Origin of the sequence: Anabaena sp. PCC 7938 (assembly GCF_049315035.1) — a bacterium.
GTDB lineage: Bacteria > Cyanobacteriota > Cyanobacteriia > Cyanobacteriales > Nostocaceae > Anabaena > Anabaena cylindrica.
Map to the genome: position 1 here is coordinate 1,579,587 of NZ_CP186034.1, position 17,389 is coordinate 1,596,975.

Annotated in this window: 16 protein-coding genes; 9 read left to right on the forward strand and 7 right to left on the reverse strand. The window is 39.7% G+C overall.

Going from position 1 to position 17,389, the window contains the following annotated elements; genetic code table 11:
• The first annotated feature begins 248 nt into the window (after nt 1-248).
• Nucleotides 249-1,001: an LEVG family PEP-CTERM protein gene (locus ACOWPH_RS07345; protein WP_015214769.1), complete on the forward strand. Its 753-nt coding sequence runs from the start codon at nt 249-251 to the stop codon at nt 999-1,001.
• A 229-nt stretch (nt 1,002-1,230) separates the two neighbouring features.
• On the opposite strand, the gene ACOWPH_RS07350 is transcribed toward ACOWPH_RS07345, so the two are convergent.
• The gene (locus ACOWPH_RS07350; RefSeq protein WP_015214770.1) at nt 1,231-1,434 is read right to left on the reverse strand and encodes a hypothetical protein; all 204 of its coding nucleotides are present in this window, start codon (nt 1,432-1,434) and stop codon (nt 1,231-1,233) included.
• Nucleotides 1,435-1,788: 354 nt separating this feature from the next.
• On the opposite strand from ACOWPH_RS07350, the gene ACOWPH_RS07355 reads away from it, so the two are divergent.
• Nucleotides 1,789-2,661, forward strand: coding sequence for an S-methyl-5'-thioadenosine phosphorylase (locus tag ACOWPH_RS07355; protein ID WP_015214771.1), 873 nt, complete (start codon nt 1,789-1,791; stop codon nt 2,659-2,661).
• Between the two features lie 250 nt (nt 2,662-2,911).
• Here ACOWPH_RS07355 and ACOWPH_RS07360 read toward each other — a convergent pair whose 3' ends face one another.
• The 3 genes from ACOWPH_RS07360 to ACOWPH_RS07370 all read right to left on the reverse strand — a co-directional run bounded on the left by ACOWPH_RS07360 (nt 2,912) and on the right by ACOWPH_RS07370 (nt 6,949).
• Complete coding sequence (locus ACOWPH_RS07360) at nt 2,912-5,095, reverse strand: caspase family protein (RefSeq protein WP_015214772.1); 2,184 nt, start codon at nt 5,093-5,095, stop codon at nt 2,912-2,914.
• Between the two features lie 101 nt (nt 5,096-5,196).
• A complete protein-coding gene (sat, locus tag ACOWPH_RS07365; RefSeq protein ID WP_015214773.1) occupies nt 5,197-6,378 on the reverse strand; it encodes a sulfate adenylyltransferase in 1,182 nt (393 codons plus the stop codon).
• Nucleotides 6,379-6,556: 178 nt separating this feature from the next.
• Nucleotides 6,557-6,949 (reverse strand): hypothetical protein, encoded by a 393-nt coding sequence (locus ACOWPH_RS07370; RefSeq protein WP_015214774.1) that lies wholly within the window; start codon nt 6,947-6,949, stop codon nt 6,557-6,559.
• A gap of 129 nt (nt 6,950-7,078) precedes the next feature.
• On the opposite strand from ACOWPH_RS07370, the gene ACOWPH_RS07375 reads away from it, so the two are divergent.
• Genes ACOWPH_RS07375 through ACOWPH_RS07385 form a run of 3 tightly spaced genes read left to right on the forward strand, consistent with a single transcriptional unit; the run spans nt 7,079 to nt 8,846 of the window.
• Nucleotides 7,079-7,528, forward strand: coding sequence for a Panacea domain-containing protein (locus ACOWPH_RS07375; protein WP_015214775.1), 450 nt, complete (start codon nt 7,079-7,081; stop codon nt 7,526-7,528).
• Nucleotides 7,529-7,546: 18 nt separating this feature from the next.
• Nucleotides 7,547-7,738: a type II toxin-antitoxin system RelE/ParE family toxin gene (locus ACOWPH_RS07380; protein ID WP_042464978.1), complete on the forward strand. Its 192-nt coding sequence runs from the start codon at nt 7,547-7,549 to the stop codon at nt 7,736-7,738.
• Between the two features lie 16 nt (nt 7,739-7,754).
• Entirely contained in the window at nt 7,755-8,846 is a 1,092-nt protein-coding gene (locus ACOWPH_RS07385; protein ID WP_042464980.1) for an HNH endonuclease, read from the forward strand.
• A gap of 137 nt (nt 8,847-8,983) precedes the next feature.
• Here ACOWPH_RS07385 and ACOWPH_RS07390 read toward each other — a convergent pair whose 3' ends face one another.
• Both ACOWPH_RS07390 and mnmA read right to left on the reverse strand, forming a co-directional pair.
• Entirely contained in the window at nt 8,984-9,586 is a 603-nt protein-coding gene (locus ACOWPH_RS07390; RefSeq protein ID WP_015214777.1) for a Uma2 family endonuclease, read from the reverse strand.
• A gap of 148 nt (nt 9,587-9,734) precedes the next feature.
• Nucleotides 9,735-10,787, reverse strand: coding sequence for a tRNA 2-thiouridine(34) synthase MnmA (mnmA, locus tag ACOWPH_RS07395; protein WP_015214778.1), 1,053 nt, complete (start codon nt 10,785-10,787; stop codon nt 9,735-9,737).
• A gap of 272 nt (nt 10,788-11,059) precedes the next feature.
• Here mnmA and ACOWPH_RS07400 point away from each other — a divergent pair, with 272 nt between their 5' ends.
• From ACOWPH_RS07400 to ACOWPH_RS07410, 3 genes are all read left to right on the forward strand, one after another.
• A complete protein-coding gene (locus tag ACOWPH_RS07400) occupies nt 11,060-11,869 on the forward strand; it encodes a hypothetical protein (RefSeq protein WP_015214779.1) in 810 nt (269 codons plus the stop codon).
• 62 nt (nt 11,870-11,931) lie between these two features.
• Nucleotides 11,932-13,464: a bifunctional ADP-dependent NAD(P)H-hydrate dehydratase/NAD(P)H-hydrate epimerase gene (locus tag ACOWPH_RS07405; protein WP_015214780.1), complete on the forward strand. Its 1,533-nt coding sequence runs from the start codon at nt 11,932-11,934 to the stop codon at nt 13,462-13,464.
• 276 nt (nt 13,465-13,740) lie between these two features.
• Nucleotides 13,741-14,910: a homocysteine biosynthesis protein gene (locus tag ACOWPH_RS07410; protein ID WP_015214781.1), complete on the forward strand. Its 1,170-nt coding sequence runs from the start codon at nt 13,741-13,743 to the stop codon at nt 14,908-14,910.
• A 58-nt stretch (nt 14,911-14,968) separates the two neighbouring features.
• Here the strand turns inward: ACOWPH_RS07410 and ACOWPH_RS07415 are convergent, their stop codons facing one another.
• On the reverse strand, nt 14,969-16,009 hold the full coding sequence (locus ACOWPH_RS07415) for a hypothetical protein (protein ID WP_015214782.1): 1,041 nt from the start codon (nt 16,007-16,009) through the stop codon (nt 14,969-14,971).
• A gap of 380 nt (nt 16,010-16,389) precedes the next feature.
• Between ACOWPH_RS07415 and ACOWPH_RS07420 the strand changes: the two genes are divergently transcribed.
• The gene (locus ACOWPH_RS07420) at nt 16,390-17,301 is read left to right on the forward strand and encodes a tetratricopeptide repeat protein (protein WP_042465988.1); all 912 of its coding nucleotides are present in this window, start codon (nt 16,390-16,392) and stop codon (nt 17,299-17,301) included.
• Nucleotides 17,302-17,389: the final 88 nt, after the last annotated feature.

Sequence of the window (17,389 nt, forward strand, 5' to 3'; positions counted from 1 at the left end):
ACTACTAAATTCACCCACTTTTGTTTATCTGAGTAGAGCTACATATTTTATCTTTAATTCCTTACAGGACAAGGATTTGAGAGGTTTAAAAATGTGCGTTTTTTTTGGTATCAGCATACTTAGCGTATAAATTTAGTATAAAGAGAAGCATCCTTTTCTTAAAGATTGTGTAAACTACAGATGAGTTATATTTACTTAAGTAGGTATCTCAGTGATACTGTAATAGTAATCAAACGAGGCAAATAACAATGGCCTCAAATATCACACTTCAACCAGCAATTAAACAAATGAAATCATTCAAATCCTTAGTAACAACAGTTGCAGTATCAACCCTGGGCTTAAGCTTATTGGGTGGTTTATCAGAAGCTCAAGCTGCTTCATTGGTTCCACAGTCCGAAGAAGAAGTTACTTTTGGTGTTCCAAATTCCTTTGGTTACACAATAACAAGCATCGACTATGACGGGGCAGGTGGCAACCTAGCAAGCCGTTTGTTTATAGATAATAGATTAACCGTCGATACATATCCCGGTCCTATTAATTTTAAGAAGACCGATGGAGGAACTAACCCCGATGGTTTCTGGTTCCGTCCCGTAGCTGTCGCAGGTGACGGTACTCCCCTTGAAAAAGGTCAATTGGAAGTTGGTAAATTTAACTTTAACTTCGGTGCGATCGGTAAAACAATAAAGCTCAATATCTTTGACGTAGAAGACATAGGCACTTTAATTGACAATATAGTTGGTGGTGTTAACCCAGCCAGCATAGCAATTGTTCCAGGTGCTAATAGCAACATCCAGTCAGTAATATTAAAAAACGTCAAATCATTCGACATTAAATTGGGTTTAATCGGTGGTACAAAATTCCCTACCACTGGCGATGGCGCTCGTCTGGAAATAGAAACTGTACCTGTACCTGAACCTACAACAATTCTAGGCTTAGGTGCTTTAGGTATGGCTGGTGCATTTGGTTTACGCAAAAGCAAGAAAGCTTCATCAGTAGCTTAAGATTATTTGAGCGCCGAAAATAAAATGAGCATAAATGGAATTGAGTAGAATCAGAAGCAGCAACTTGTTGATTAAATATGCTATATCTGAAAATCTACTCAATTTTTGTTATTTGTCGTTAGACAATTTTATATTTTAGATTAACCCCCTGGATAAATCTGGGGGTTTTTAGCATCAAATAATAATTGCTCAATTTTGAATTAGTAATTAAAATCTCTTCTTTATGTTTCTAATCTACGACTTTAATCAATCCTTTTTTTAAAGCATCAAATACTTTATTAATTTCCTGCATATTTTGCTCACTTAAACCTTCTGCCGAGAGAAGGCTGGACATCATTATGTGTTGATCTTGACGTGTAATTCTGCGATTACTAAATATGCGTTGCAAAATTTCTTCTAAATTATTTGGATGAGAATTTACAGTGACTTGCATATTTTTTTCACTTATTTATGTAGTTTTTATACTAGTACAATACCGCGTAAATAAGCCACCTATTTGAAAAGCCTAAAATATTTACTGAAGGATAATTACATTAGCATAGGCTGCCGGAGGCATTATTATGTATCCATAGCGGGATTAGTAGGCTCTATTAAGAATTCGTACCCCTGCCTGGAGAAGTGATACTAGCTAATTTCACCTGATTTCAAAATAACAAAATTTGATCAAATTTCCAATAGTAGCTTTACGGAAACTAGAACAGCCAGACTAATTACTGCTGTGTAGCTTTGGACTAATAATATTTTCGGTAAAATAACTTAGTGTTGAAAAAATAACAAGTTTAAAATTATGGCAGTAGCGCAAATTGGAATTATTGGCGGCAGTGGTTTATACAAAATGGAAGCCCTGACAGATATTGAGGAATTAGAGGTACAGACACCTTTTGGCTCACCATCTGATGCTGTCATTCTAGGAACACTAGCAGGTACTAGAGTTGCTTTTTTAGCACGTCATGGTCGTAATCATACACTATTGCCTAGTGAATTACCATTTCGGGCAAATATTTATGCGATGAAGCAATTAGGTGTGAAATACTTAATTTCCGCAAGTGCGGTGGGTTCTTTAAAAGCAGAGGCAAAACCACTAGATATGGTGGTTCCAGATCAGTTTATTGACAGAACAAAAAATCGCATTTCCACGTTTTTTGGTGAGGGAATTGTAGCACATATTGCCTTTGGTGAGCCTATTTGTAAAAACTTGGCTGGGGTTTTGGCTGATGCGATAGCTTCCTTGAATTTACCTGATGTCAATCTACACCGTGGTGGTACTTACATCTGTATGGAAGGCCCTGCATTTTCTACTAAGTCCGAATCAAATCTTTACCGTAGTTGGGGGGCTACAGTCATTGGGATGACAAATTTACCAGAAGCCAAGTTAGCTAGAGAAGCGGAAATCGCCTACGCAACTTTAGCACTAGTGACAGATTATGATTGTTGGCATCCAGATCACGATAGTGTGACAGTAGAGATGGTGATTGGTAATTTACAACGAAATGCGGTAAACGCCCAAAAGGTAATTCAAGAAACTGTAAAGCGGTTAAGTGAAAATCCCCCTGCTAGTGAAGCCCATTCGGCTTTGAAGTATGCGATTCTGACAAATTTGGCAAATGCACCAGCAGCAACTAAGGAGAAGTTAGGATTGTTGTTGCAAAAATATTTGTAAAGCAACGTGAGTTCGATAAATTGAAAACCCCTCTCCACACCTCTCCCCGTTCACGAGGAGAGGCTTTGAAAGCCTAATTTTTACGTGGAAACTAAGTGTATTTCTACCTCTCTTCGTGTCAGACAGGCGTTGATATGCTACCCATCGAACTGACGTTAAAGCAATTGGAAATTAAGGCTATATAAGCAAAACCCACCTAGGTGGGTTTTAATCTCAAACAAAAATTCCAGCGTTTAAAGCTGTGGAAAAGTCAAACTACCTGAAAACTAAAATTAAGACTTGCCCAATTATTCACATCCAAAATGTATGAGTCTGTCGCAGTTCCATTCATTTCAGTTTCGTTAGCGTTATGCAAATCTTGCAGTAAGGCTTGGGCAACTTCTAAGGGGTTAACTAAGGGGCTGATTGATTGTTGATCTGCGGTGGCATATTTAGGGGTTTCTAATGCTTTCTGAGTTTGTGTGAAGGGAGAAGTACTGATAATTAGTTGGTGTTCACAAAAGAAAGCTCGCATGGGTAACATCCAGCCAGTGGTAGCATCACTTTGTGGTAGCTTCAGGGTTTCTCTTGGGGGAATGACTATTTCTCGCAGGTGGGGTTTTGTGTCAGAACTATCTGTTTCTGGGCTAACTTGCCAGGGGTATAATGCGATCGCTTCCGGTGAACCATAGCCAAAGGCACTTCTAGCATTATTTAAACCCAATAAGATTAAATATATCGGGCGATCGCTCAAATTTTTGACTTTGTATTGCATCCGACTACCAACGGGAATGCTAGGAACTGTTGTTCCTGAATTAATGATTGCTTTATCCTTCCCAGATTCCTGAACCTGACTGCGCCATGTTTGCTTTTGTATAATTGTCCGGGGTGATATTGTACTAATAATTTCTAAAGTTCCTTTCACAGCCAAGCGAGAAGAACCTTCATTTTCTGTCAATCGCCATAGTTTTGCTGCTAAAAGGGTAGAAAATTTTGGTGTTAATCTCTGCACAGCTACTTTCACCGCTTCCCCCATTTCCCCAGCAGTATTGAGAATTTGCTCACCACCAAGAGAAAAAAGACCATAACGGCTAGGAATCTGTGGTAATTTACCAAAAACATAATCAGCGCTTTGTTCTGCTAACGCGATGTTAACCATACGGGTAATTGAGGCAAAAGCACTAGTTGCATCTACTCGCTCAATTCTTTCTAACCCAGAATCTAAGGCAACTGTTAAATTAATATTTGGGGGTAATACACGCACCTCTTCTTGTACTAGTTGCCCAACTTGGGGTGGGTTGCTAGTTTTTGGGTTAGAAATTTCTGCTTTTGCAATTAGCCCAGTCCGTGAAGGTGTAACACCTGTTTTGAGGGATGATCGCAATATTAGCTGTTCTCCAGTCGGTAGAGTGAATCTAGAGCCAACACCGTAGTATTCTAGAACTTGGGGAAGTAATCCTCCTAACCATACCTCAACTGTCTTGCCGTCTTCATCAATAGCGTTGACTACTCCTTCAGCGCCAATATCGTCGAGAGGAAAACTATCAACAATGGAACTACTTTGAGTATTTTTTAGCCCACTCATTAACTCTGGCTGCTGTTCACTTCCCAGTCTGTGCATAGAACTACTGAGATGAGAAAAGAGAATTTGAATTGTTGTTGCTGGTGTAGCTTCCCATAGATATTGGGTTAAAGCATAGGTAAATAACCCCGCACTCCAACCAGAAAATAGTAATTCTCCTGCTTGCTGATTTGGGTCTGAGGTGGCTTTCAACACCATTGCTTGATTAATAGCGGATTTCTGGGTTTGCAGTTGTTTAAGAAACTCCAGTTCTGGAAGCGCTAACTGTGTTGCTGGTAATTCTGGACGGGCGCGAATTTGCAGGCCTGATGGTTGTAATGTAGTTGGAGTATAGTAACTTGTATCTAAAACTGCGGTTACTCGGTCGGTGGGAAGCGATCGCAATAACAGTAATAGAGTTTCTTCTAATAAATAATTGACGAATCTTCTATCCTGTGGTTCCTTTTCGTCAACCGGAATCAGAGCATTCTGCACAGTTTCTGGAAAAGTCCCCAATTTGACACGACTGCCATAACCACTAAAGTGGAAGACAACCACATCCCCAGCCTGGGCTTGCTTACCCAAATGATCGACAAAAGCCGCCTCAATGAATTCCCGGCTGGCTTGTTCCTCAGTTAAAGTCAGAATATCCGCAGCAGCAAAGCCACAGCGGTGAATTAAGACTTCCCTTTGCAATTCCACATCAGTCAGACAACCACCAAGTGCAGGACTTTGTGGATATTGATTAATGCCTATTAATAAAGCCAACTTCCGGGGATTAGGTGCTGCTAAAGCTTGGTAATAGCGATTACCCAAAGTCAACCACTCAGCTTCAGTCAGCCCCAACACCGCCAATATTGAGCCAATCCGTTCTAAAAACGCACGCCGTTTCATAATTAGCAGTTAGCCCTCAGCCCATTAGTTAACAGCTTAAAGGGCTGAAGTCTGTAGAGTAAAGTTTCTGACTATACTTTTTTGTTAGTTTCCCATTAATTCTAAGCTAATACTGTGGGGATACTCATTGCCCGTGCTAATTCTGCTGCCACTTCTGGACGAGAGAATTCTGGTGGGGGTAACTCACCTCGACGTAGCATTTCCCGGACTTTTGTCCCCGATAGGTGAACCCGTTCCTCTGGTTTACTAGGACTGGTTTTGGTTGTTGCCATTTGTTTGGTACGTTTGCAGTAGAAAGCGTGTTCAAACATCATTGGCACAATGCCCAATTCACCAGGCGCAAACTCATCAAATATATACTGAGCATCATAAGTACCGTAGTAGTCACCCACACCGGCATGATCTCGGCCAACTATAAAATGTGTACAGCCGTAATTCTTGCGAACTAAAGCATGGAAAATGGCTTCTCTTGGCCCAGCATAACGCATCGCCGCTGGATTAATAGCTAATATTACTCTATCTATAGGGTAATAGTGTTCCATCAATATTTCATAGCAACGCATTCGCACATCTGCGGCGATATCGTCTTCTTTGGTTGCCCCTACCAATGGGTGTAAAAATAAACCATCCACAGTTTCTAAAGCGCACTTTTGAATATATTCATGGGCGCGGTGGATAGGGTTACGAGTTTGGAAACCAACAATAGTTTTCCAACCCTTATCTCTAAACATTTGCCGTGAAGCAGCAGGATCAATTTGGTAGCTAGGAAAATGGGGATGGGAATCACGTTGTAATAACCAGATATCGCCAGCCAGATTCACAGAACCTTGGTTATAGACTACCTGCACACCTGGATGTTTGGCATCATCGGTGCGATAAACATTGATAGCTTCGCGTTTTTTGTCGTAGGTATACTTTTCGCTTAGTTCCAAAACCCCAATAAACTCACCGTTAGGGTTATCCAGACGCACTACACCACCTACTTGCAAAGGTGCAGCAACTTCTTCTGTAACAGATAGTGTAATTGGGATTGACCAGACAACACCGTTAGCAAGGCGCATTTCTGCTACTGTGCGATCGTAGTCTTCTTGGTTCATAAAACCTGTAAGCGGACTAAAACCACCGATCGCAATCATTTCTAAATCAGAAACGGCTCGCTCATCAAGTGTCACTCGTGGCAAGAAGTCAGCCTTGGAAAGGAATGTTTCCTTTTGTGCGGGTGTAGCAACCCGGTTAACCAACTCTCCACCGTGGGGGGCAATGGCATCTAGATGGTAACTCAACGTAATTTTTTCCTATGTGTTGCGAACTATGTACTAAGTTATCAAATTGTTGGTACATATAGTACAAATTCTTAAAACTTTTTGTCAATTGCCGGTCGGAATGAGAGGAATTGCTGAAATAATGAAGCTGGTATTGTTTTAGCGAGCAAGATAGAAGTATTATAAGGAATTAAATAGGTTAATATTGAGGTCTACAAGTAATAGATATGCCACTACCTTTTGATGATGAAACTTGTACTAAGTAATCTTGAAGGCATATTTGAACAGAGTCACCTTTTCTGATTTGGATTTCTTCTGATAGTCTACAGCTTGTAAACTGCCCTTTATCGTCAAAGCTAATATAATTCTTAGCTTTACAGGGAAGATTTAATAATCCTCCCATATTAGTAGAAATTTGCAAAGTTGTATCCTGCCCTAAAATGCAACTTGCTAACGAACCATTACTATAATTACTCACAGTTCCTGGTTCACAGACAATAGAAGCTGATGCCGATGGATGTATAACTAAGTTAATTGCGGGTATTGCTATTAAAGATGTAACGAATACTAATGCTTGAGAATATTTTAGCATACATTTCAATTTGATTGTACTTTATACAGGTGCTTGTATTTAAAATATCATTGCGTATTAATTATTTAATATAGTATTTATACTTAAAAATCGTGATTTTGTTAAAATCTTGCTAAAAAGGAATTAGGTATGCTTAATTGTCATGATGTTGCTAAGTACTTTCTGTCACAGATAGATGAAGATGCTGGGGATTTAATGTCTAATCTCAAGCTGCAAAAGTTACTTTATTATGCTCAAGGTTTTCATTTAGCATTGTATGAGCAACCTTTATTTTCAGAATCTATTGAAGCTTGGACACATGGGCCTGTAGTACCGGAAGCTTATCATATATATAAAGACTATGGTTCTAATGCTATTCCTATTCCTGAAGATATTGATTTTTCAAAATATGATCAGCAAACTCGTGAACTACTAGATGAAGTGTATTCTGTTTATGGTCAGTTTTCTGCATGGAAATTATTAAGCTTAATTCATGAAGAAGAACCTTGGCAAGATGCACGTCAAGATAATATAATTATCAGTCATCAAGCTCTCACGAAACACTTTAAGACTCAGCTTGTGAATATGGTGGTTAATTGATAGTATCATGGCAGTAAAATGGGAAAACTATGTCAATTTTCTCATCCTAATTTAGTAGGTATTCGACAGCAAGCAATAAAAGGATTTAAAAAATATCTTGTTTTTTATATTTCTTCAGATTCAGGTGTAGATATTCTCAGAGTCATTTATGGTGGACGGGATATTGAAGCAATCTTGAATGAAAATTTGGGAGAAAGCGATAGTGAATAGTATTAATAAGGTAAAAATGTCAAATAACGAAAATTTGAAATTAAAAACAAGAATTTTAAACCGTAAAACTGGAAAAGTTACAGTTAAAAGCCAGTCTTTGGAAAAACTTATTCCTCGTAATCGACCAGTTAGCCAACTTACATCCGAACAGCTTGATCGAATTAAAAGAATTTATTCATTTGTAGGTGTTTTTGTAACTGACAGTTTTGAAAACTGGTTAAAATGTTTTACACTAGATGTTTTTCCAGAAACAGAAATTAAAGTTTGGGAAACCATCACTTTTGTTTTTGTAAAATATGTAGAGCAGCATACATTAAACTTTAAGCAGAAAAAAGATGTTCTACTGAAGCTTATTATTCTTTCATCCGGGGAAAGACCAAAGGATAAGTTATCAAAAGAGTTATTTGTATTTCAGGAAAACCTAGAAAAGGAAATACTAGAAAAACGTTCTCAGGATACAAATTTAGTAGTAGAAGAAGGTACTAACCAAAGATTAAAAAATATTAATCCTTGGGATAAAATAGATTTTATAAAATTAGCTTTTGTTTATCAGAAATGTTTAAAGCAACGGGATTTAAATTCAAACGAAGAGGATGATATTTACTTAAAGTTGATGCAACTGATGGCTGGAGGAGAGCCAAAAGACGACCTTTCTAGAGAATTACTTCATGCTCTTGAAAATGAATTTGAGCCGCAGAATATTACAGATGATAGAGAGCGAGTTATATCTGTAGTTGTTCAACGCAAAGGACAAGCTAAGTTTCGTAGTGATCTACTAAAAGCCTATCAAGGAAAGTGTGCAATTACAGGATTTGATACAAAAAGGGTTTTACAAGCTGCTCATATTATTCCCTATCTTGGTTATGAAACAAATCATCCTTCTAATGGAATTTTACTTCGGGTAGATATACATATAATTTTTGATCAACACCTACTATCTATTGATCCAAAAAGTTATGAAGTGGTTATCTCTCCTAGCTTACACGGTACTGATTATCAAGGACTTAGTGGAAAAAAATTACTACTTCCTGACAAAGACAGATTTAAACCTAATTTAATTGCGTTGGAACAGCATTATCAAACTTTTTTACAAAAATGTGATAAATAAAAAATCCTTCCCCGCAAATGCGTTATAGAAATTACTCACGCCTCTAAAAATTTGGTGCGTTACGGCTAATCCTTACTATCTCAAACTCCCTAATCTTTTCACAGCCGTAACACACCCTACTTCATATTTACTGTTATTTACACTATAAAAACTTGTTTTGCTGTTAATTGCAAGTTAGGAAAGATTGAGGAAACGAGTTGATAATTATTTTGAAATAATCGCTTTTGATATTCATCCTCTATCAAAGTACAAATTGTAATAGTTGGCTGCTTGGGTTTACCAATATATTCTCTACCACCAATGCCTAAATAATCTACAATCCAATATTCATGTACACCTAATAAAGCATAATCTTCAACTTTACGGGCATAGTCGTTTTGCCAATTTGTACTTACAACTTCTGCAATTAGTTTAATTGATTTTCCTGATGTAATTACAGGTTCTTGTTGCCATAATGGTTCATTAATTAGTTGTGTTTGGTCTAACACAATCACATCGGGACGAAAGGCTGTGTCTGTTCCTAATAGTTTGATTAAGCAACGATGGGGAATAAAATATGGTAAGTCTTGACGATCAATTTCTACATTCAGTTTTCGCCCAATCAAAGATGATACTTGCTCATGGGGTCCTGTCGGTTCCATCTCGATTAATTCCCCATCAATGAGTTCATAATTATCATGATCACCGTACTGAGTAATAAATTCATTAACTGTGATCAGTTTTACGGCTGATTGTACCATTATGATTTTTCCTCACTATTAGCTCAATCTTGGGAATTACATCAGTTTTCATGTATTTTTACCACACTCTTCTTTTCTCTTCCTTTGCGCCTTTGCGCCTTTGCGTGAGATTTAAAAAAGTAGTTTATTTACCTGAAAACCGCTGTAACTAAAACTGTTCAATTATTCCCCCACCTAAAACTTTATCTCCTTCATACCAAACCGCAGCTTGTCCAGGGGTAATACTGAATTGCGGTTCATCAAATACCAAACGCACACGATCGCATTCTAAAGGAATCACTGTCACGGGGACAGGTGCGGAACGATAACGAATTTGCACTTCTGCACGAATGGGGGTTGCTGGTTTAGCAATGGAAACCCAATTTACTCGGTTTACTGTACATTCTGCCTCAGTTCCTTTAGAGCGATCGCCTACAACAACACGATTATTTACAGCATCTAGTTCGATTACATACAACGCTTCCGGTGCAGCAATCCCCAAACCCTTACGCTGTCCGATTGTGTAATGATGCACTCCATCATGCTGTCCTAAAATTTTACCAGTAGTATCGACAATATTTCCTGGTTTAGGCGCTAGATATTTATCTAAAAATGCCCGCATGGAACCATTGCTTTCCACTAAGCATAAATCTTGACTTTCTGGTTTATCGGCGGTTTTTAAATTGTATTCGGCCGCCATGCGTCGGGTGTCGGTTTTGTTCAGTTCACCCAAAGGAAAGATAGAACAACTTAGTAAATCTTGAGACAAATCATAAAGAAAGTAAGATTGGTCTTTATTGCGGTCAACTGCGCGTAACAATTGGTAACGCCCGGTAATATCATCGTAGCGAATTTGGGCATAATGACCGGTAGCAATGCTATCACATTCCAATTGTTCACGGGCATATTTTACCATTGGCCCAAATTTCACCGTCTTGTTACATTGGGAACAAGGCAACGGCGTAATTCCTACACTGTAACCAGTGACAAGAAAATCAACAATTTCTGTTTGAAAGACATCCCGAATATCGACAACTTCATGGGGAACGCCCAATTGTTCACAAATTTGAGCCGCGTCGATCATTCCTTCAGAGCAACATTGCCCTTTGCCTTTCATGAGCCAAAGAGTCAAACCGATTACATCATAGCCCTGATTGTGTAAAATAGCAGCAGCGACAGAACTATCAACGCCACCTGAAAGACCAACGACGACTTTTTTCATAATCCTAAAATCTTTTTAGGTTCAGTAACTGCTAAGTTTGCAGCCCCATGGTAAATTACATTTTTTCAAAAGTTGACTCCTGGTACTGCTAGAGGTTTTTCTGACCAGGACAACACTGGAGTAGTAAGACTGTTCAATTGTAGCACACATCCCTGAAAAGCCCTGATAGGAAAGCACTTCGGTTTTGATGACATTTAAATTTCCAGAATCGGCAATTGCTTGATTAAAATGGCTGGTAGAAATTTTTATTTTGCGATCGCTAGTTAAAAAATATGCCTACTTTAAAAACAAGTCAATTTACTTCTGTACCCATACTTTCCTTATTTGTGGGTGGATGCTTAGTGCTAACTTACCAATATAGCCCAGCACAGGCCAAAATCCCCAACAATGGTTTTTCAATAGCACAGACAGCATCGCCTTCTGCCGAAATTCTCACTAGTCAGACATCATTACCGCAGTTACAACCGACTGAACCGGTGGAGTTTTATCAAAAAAACCCAAAATTTCAGCCTTCTTCAAATACACAAATTAGTCAATATAGTGAAAATTTTGAGCGGTATTTTGTTTATGTTGATGGTGACAACTCCCAAACATTGCAACGAGTTCGTCAGATTGAGAATAGCGCTTATATTCGACAGTATAATGGGCGTAATATTATCCAAGCAGGTGTTTTTAGCAAACCGTTGAATGCTCAACAACGAGTCAGAGAACTAGAAGTAAACGGTATAAATGGCGCTCGTATTGTTAACTTCTCAAACACGGAGGCCGTTTCCTACTATTCTGGCAGCGAAGTTCCCTATTCTTCTACAGTAAACGATTCTAACACTACTAGTTCTAGTGTTAATCGGCGACAGTCTAATTTTTATTATGCGATCGTTCCCAGCAGCTATAATAATCTGCGCTACCTTAAAGACCAAATTCAGCAGAGAATAGGTAAAAACAGCAGTGTTTTCATGAGAACTCAGCCACGAGGAGCGCATATAGCTGTTGGTCCTTTTGCAGAACGTTCAGAAGCAGAACAATGGAATAATTATCTGCGAAATTTAGGTTACGGTAATACCAGAGTTTACTATGGAAAATAATTCGTAATTCGTAATTAAAAATCAGGGCTTTTCCTGTTCTCTATTCCCTATTCCCTGTTCCAATGACTAAAGAACAAGTTATCGTTACTGCTGCCCAAATGCGGGATATTGAAGGGCGGATATTTGCCGCTGGTATGCCTGTGGCAGCTTTAATGGAAAAAGTAGCGAGATTGATTAGCGATCGCTTACAGGCTATGATTCCCCAAGGACAGCGTGTAGGAATTTTAGTCGGGCCTGGTCATAATGGTTGTGATGCTTTAGTTGTAGCTCGTGAATTACATTTCCGTGGTGATCAAGTTTGGATTTATCAGCCTTTTACTAAACTCAAAGAATTAACTTCTCAACATTTTCAATATGCTCAAAGTTTGGGAATTCCTTGTTATCAAAAACTTGAAGAATTACCAAGTTGTGATTTTTTAATTGATGGGTTATTTGGTTTTGGTTTAGAAAGAGAAATTACCGAACCCATCGCTTCGGCAATTAATCATTTTAATGAATGGAATCAGCCGATTTTTAGTATTGATTTACCTTCAGGTTTACATACAGATACAGGTGAAATTTTAGGAACTGCAATTCGGGCAAATCATACCTTTTGCTTGGGTTTATGGAAACAAGGTTTGTTGCAAGACCAAGCATTAGCACATATTGGCAAAGCTGAATTAATAGATTTTGATATTCCCCTAGCCGATATCCATGCTGTTTTGGGAGATGTAATTAAAGTAAAACGCATTACTGCAAAAACGGCACTTGCAACTTTACCTTTACCCCGTCCCCCAGTTACACACAAATATAAAGAAGGACATTTATTATTAATTTGTGGTTCAAGACGGTACGCGGGGGGAGCAATTTTAACTGGTTTGGGTGCGCGTGCTTCTGGTGTAGGGATGTTATCTATTGCTGTACCTGAATCTATTAAACCTTTGTTGGTTTCCCATTTGCCCGAAGCTTTAATCATCGGTTGTCCAGAAACGGAAACGGGTGCGATCGCTCAGTTACAATTACCAGACAATACTGATTTGAGTTCATTTAGTGCGATCGCTTGCGGCCCTGGCTTAACTAAAGATGCCATGCCGATAGTACAACAAGTAATTGCTAGTCCAGTTCCTTTAATTCTCGATGCTGATGCTTTAAACATCTTGGCACAATTAGGAACCATCCCCACTTTACAACAACGTCAAGCCGCAACCGTACTCACACCCCATACAGGTGAATTTCATCGCTTATTTCCCGATCTTCCCTACACCAACAGAGTGAATGCAGTGCAGACATCAGCCGAGCAAACTGGGGCTGTAATACTATTAAAAGGGGCAAGAACAGCTATATCTAATCCCCAAGGTGTCGTTTGGATCAATTCTGAAAGTACACCAGCTTTAGCCCGTGGTGGTAGCGGTGATGTCTTGACTGGGTTAATGGGTGGACTATTGGCACAAATCGCAAATCAACAAACTACTATTGAAGATGTTGTTGCAACTGCGGCTTGGTGGCATTCTCAAGCGGGAATTTTAGCAGCAGCAGAAAGGACAGAATTAGGTGTTGATGCTTTTACTTTGACACAGTATTTAATCAAAGTTCTGCTTGTTTGGAATCAGCCATAATTTTAGAGATCCGGTAAGGAGTCAGGAGTCAGGAGTCAGAATGCTCATGAAATGAAGAATAGATAGAAGTGAGATTTTCTCAAAATCATCAATGTTGATTAAAAAAGCTTTATTCTCCTGACTTTTGTATTCTCTATCCTGAATACGTACGAGATCCGAACTTACGCATTCAGAGGAATAACGGTGGTTGCGATGCGATCGCTCTCCAAGGAATCCCAGAAGAACATATACTGCAATATCAGCCGATAATTAAAATGTCAATCCGCTTGATTAAAAATGCGAACGATTGCGGAAATTAACGAAAAAATCAACCGGAAATGCGCCGTAGTGTGGACGGTTGAAGAATTAAAAACACGAGTAGCAGAAATCGGTGTCACCAAAGCTGCTAAAGAAGTTGATGTAATTACCACCGGCACCTTTGAACCAATGGAGTCAAGCGGTGCAATTATTAACCTGGGACACACTGATCCACCAATCAAAATTCGGCGTTGCTGGTTAGATGGAGTACCAGCATATTCTGGTTTTGGCGCAGTAGATTTATACTTGGGTGCTAGTTGTGGTGTGGAAACCATTGACGGGGAAGAACTTCGAGAACGTGGTGGTGGTCATGTAATCGAAGACTTAATAGCAGGTAAACCCGTACAAGTAAGAGCATTAGGTCAAGTTACTGATTGTTACCCTAGAGCAACATTTGAAACCAGTGTTACCCGTGACACTATCAATCAGTTTTATTTATTTAATCCGCGCAATCTTTATCAAAATTTTATCGTGGGAGTCAATGGAGGCGATCGCCCACTTCACACTTATTTGGGTCCCCTCCAACCACGTTTAGGGAATGCGGTGTACTCAAACCCTGGTGCAATTTCCCCCCTACTCAATGATCCCGATTTACAACTGGTGGGGATTGGGACAAGAATATTCTTAGGTGGTGGTATTGGTTATGTGGCTTGGGAAGGTACACAACACTTCCCTTTGCAAAAACGTTTAGCCAATCACACACCCATTGGCCCATCGGCAACCTTAGCCTTAATTGGTGATGCTAAACAAATGGATGCGCGTTGGGTGCGGGGCTGTTACTTCAAAAGTTACGGGCCTTCTTTAATGTTGGGAGTAGGTGTACCACTTCCAGTTTTGAACGAAACAGTAATTGAACACTGCGCTGTCAGAGATAAAGATTTAGTAGCACCAATAGTAGATTTTTCTATTCCCCGTCGCGTCCGTCCCACTTTTGGTTTAGTCAGTTACGCTCAACTCAAATCGGGAAAAATCACCATTGAGGGTAAAGCGGTGCGAGTTGCACCTCTAGCCAGTATGTTTCTCTCACGACAAGTTGCTCTAGAGTTGAAACAGTGGATAGAAGCCGGCACATTTACCCTCACAGAGCCAGTTTCCCCCATACCAATGGATCGAGCTTTTTTACCCCAAGACCGTTGGACTGACTTTTAAATAATTACTAATTCGTAATTCGTAATTGAATTTTTAATTACGAATTACGAATTACGAATTACGAATTATCCTCAGTTGGTTTAGCCTTTTTGACTGGCTTAGGAGCAGGGGGTTTTGGTACAGGTTTAGATACAGCTGCGGGATCACCGCCTGTTTTCTTGATAGGACGTGGAGTTTCTCCATTACGTCTGGGAGGGAATGGTCTTCTACCAGGGCCACCACTACCACGAGGGCCTCCTCTAAATGGTGGTTTACGTTTTTTGGGTAAATCAGCGATCGCTTCCGCATTGTCAATTACTAATACATCAGCTTCTCGTTTGACTTTGAAATCCCAAAACTTACCCACAGCTTTGGTAGTCAGCACACCCCGTAATTTCAACTTAAAATACTTAGCTTTGTCAGTTGGTTTCCGTGGAGCCTGCTTAATCTTGACGACCAAACTCCTATCGTCAAAAGATTGGAAAACTACCTCACCACGCACGGAAAAATCACCATCAGGAAGTTCTGATGAGGCTTTTGGTGGTTCAGAAATTTCTCCTTTACCAGAAGTAGGGCGGGCAGATTTCTTTCCTAAACCATTTTCTGGCCTCTCTAAGACGTGCGAACTCAAATCTTGCCCATCCTCGTCTGAGGAATTTTTAGCCAGATTTTCTGGCTCCCAAACCCCCACAATTTGGATGTGCAGAGAGTCGTTTTCTTGTCTAGTGCGGGGATAAACTACCCACAAATGCTCTTTTTCTAGGTCTAAGTGATTTTTGACTAAACTCATAATCCGACCTAAGAGGACGGCATTGAGTTCTACACCATCAGCAGTTAGCAATGTTCCTTGAGTAAATTGTTCACTACTGGCATGGTAACGACCTCGGACTAAGCCAATTGCTCGATACTGCATTGGCTCACTAGGAGGTGGAATTGGTTGTAGCCGATTGGCTAAATGCCCATTTCCATCAGTTTCACTAGAGTTAACGGGCCCATGATCAGGTTTTGACGCATTAGCTTCTGTTGTTTGAACATTAGCAGTTGCGTCAATTTTAGTCGGAGCCTCTTTGGAGGCGGTAGAATTGGAAGATTCAGGAGACGGCATCAGGTCGGAATTCATAAAAACTCCTTGCGGCGGAGACACATCCCAATTATGGGATTTTACAAAAGTAGCTGGAAAGAGCGTTTGTATGGCTGATATAAAGTATATTTCCTTTTAATCTAGCCATTCTAGAGCGCCCTGTGCGAACAGAAAGGCGCGAAATTTGGCATTTAGAGACTAAATGTGTAATTTAGCGCCTTTACACTAGTTTCGGAAGCATAGCATAGCTACAATTCTGAATGCTCCTCCTAAAGTCATCACTTACTTTAGCAGTGTAGATAGTTATTTGTTATAAAATTCACAGTCAAATGACCGTATTCCGCAAAGTTTTGGAAAAATTTAACTTTGCGATTTGTGTAAATGTTAATGTCGTTAAAATTCACCAGAAGGAAAATATTGTGTCTCAACCACGTAATCGGTGGATAGTTCAGGTTGTTTTAGTTATAGCAGTTGTAGCTTTTGTTGGGGTTTCCCTCTTACCCATAATTGGAGCCTTGAATGATCCCCAGCAGACAGGCCAAAATACTACTAGCAACCCCACCAGTTCTCCTTTATCTGACCAAAAGTCACAATTAGCAGATGCAGTTCGGGGTTATGAACTAGTTTTGCAAAAGGAACCAGAAAATCAAACTGCACTGAAAGGGCTTGTAGAAGCAAGGCTACAATTGCTCAGTCAAAAAGGTAAAGGTGAGGTTAAACCAGCTGATATTCAAGCGGTAATTGACCCTTTAGAGAAGTTGGCTAAATTGAATCCACAACAGTCAGAGTACGGGGTATTGCTGGCGCAAGCAAAGCAACAAATCGGTGATAAGGAAGGAGCCGCCCAAAGTTATCGCTCAATCTTAGCAACAAAACCAGGTGATCTCAAAGCTTTGCAAGGAATGGTAAATTTGCAAATTAGTGAGAAACGTCCTGAAGCAGCTATTGGCTTGCTACAAGAAACTCTATCTAATGCTGCCCAAGCAAATACAATTCAGCCGGAAAGTGTTGATGTGGTTGCTGTACAGGTGCTTTTGGGTAGTGTGTATGCTTTCCAGAAAAATGAATCTCAAGCTATTTCTGTATACGATCAAGCAATCAAAAAAGATCCCAAGGATTTTCGTCCTGTGTTGGCTAAGGCTATGTTGCTAAAGGATCAGGGTAAGGTTGATGAGGCCAAACCTTTGTTTGAAAATGCCACTGCTTTAGCACCTGCTGAGTATAAAGATGAAATCAATAAGGCAGCTGCAATACCTACTCCGACTCCGGCCGTTTCTCCTACACCATCACCAGAAACTACACCATCACCAGAAACCACACCCAGTCCATAAAGGAGGTGGAGAAGATGAAAGAAAGTATTTATCTTTCTTCTAACTCCTGACTCCTGACTCCTGACTCCTGACTTCTGACTTCTGACTC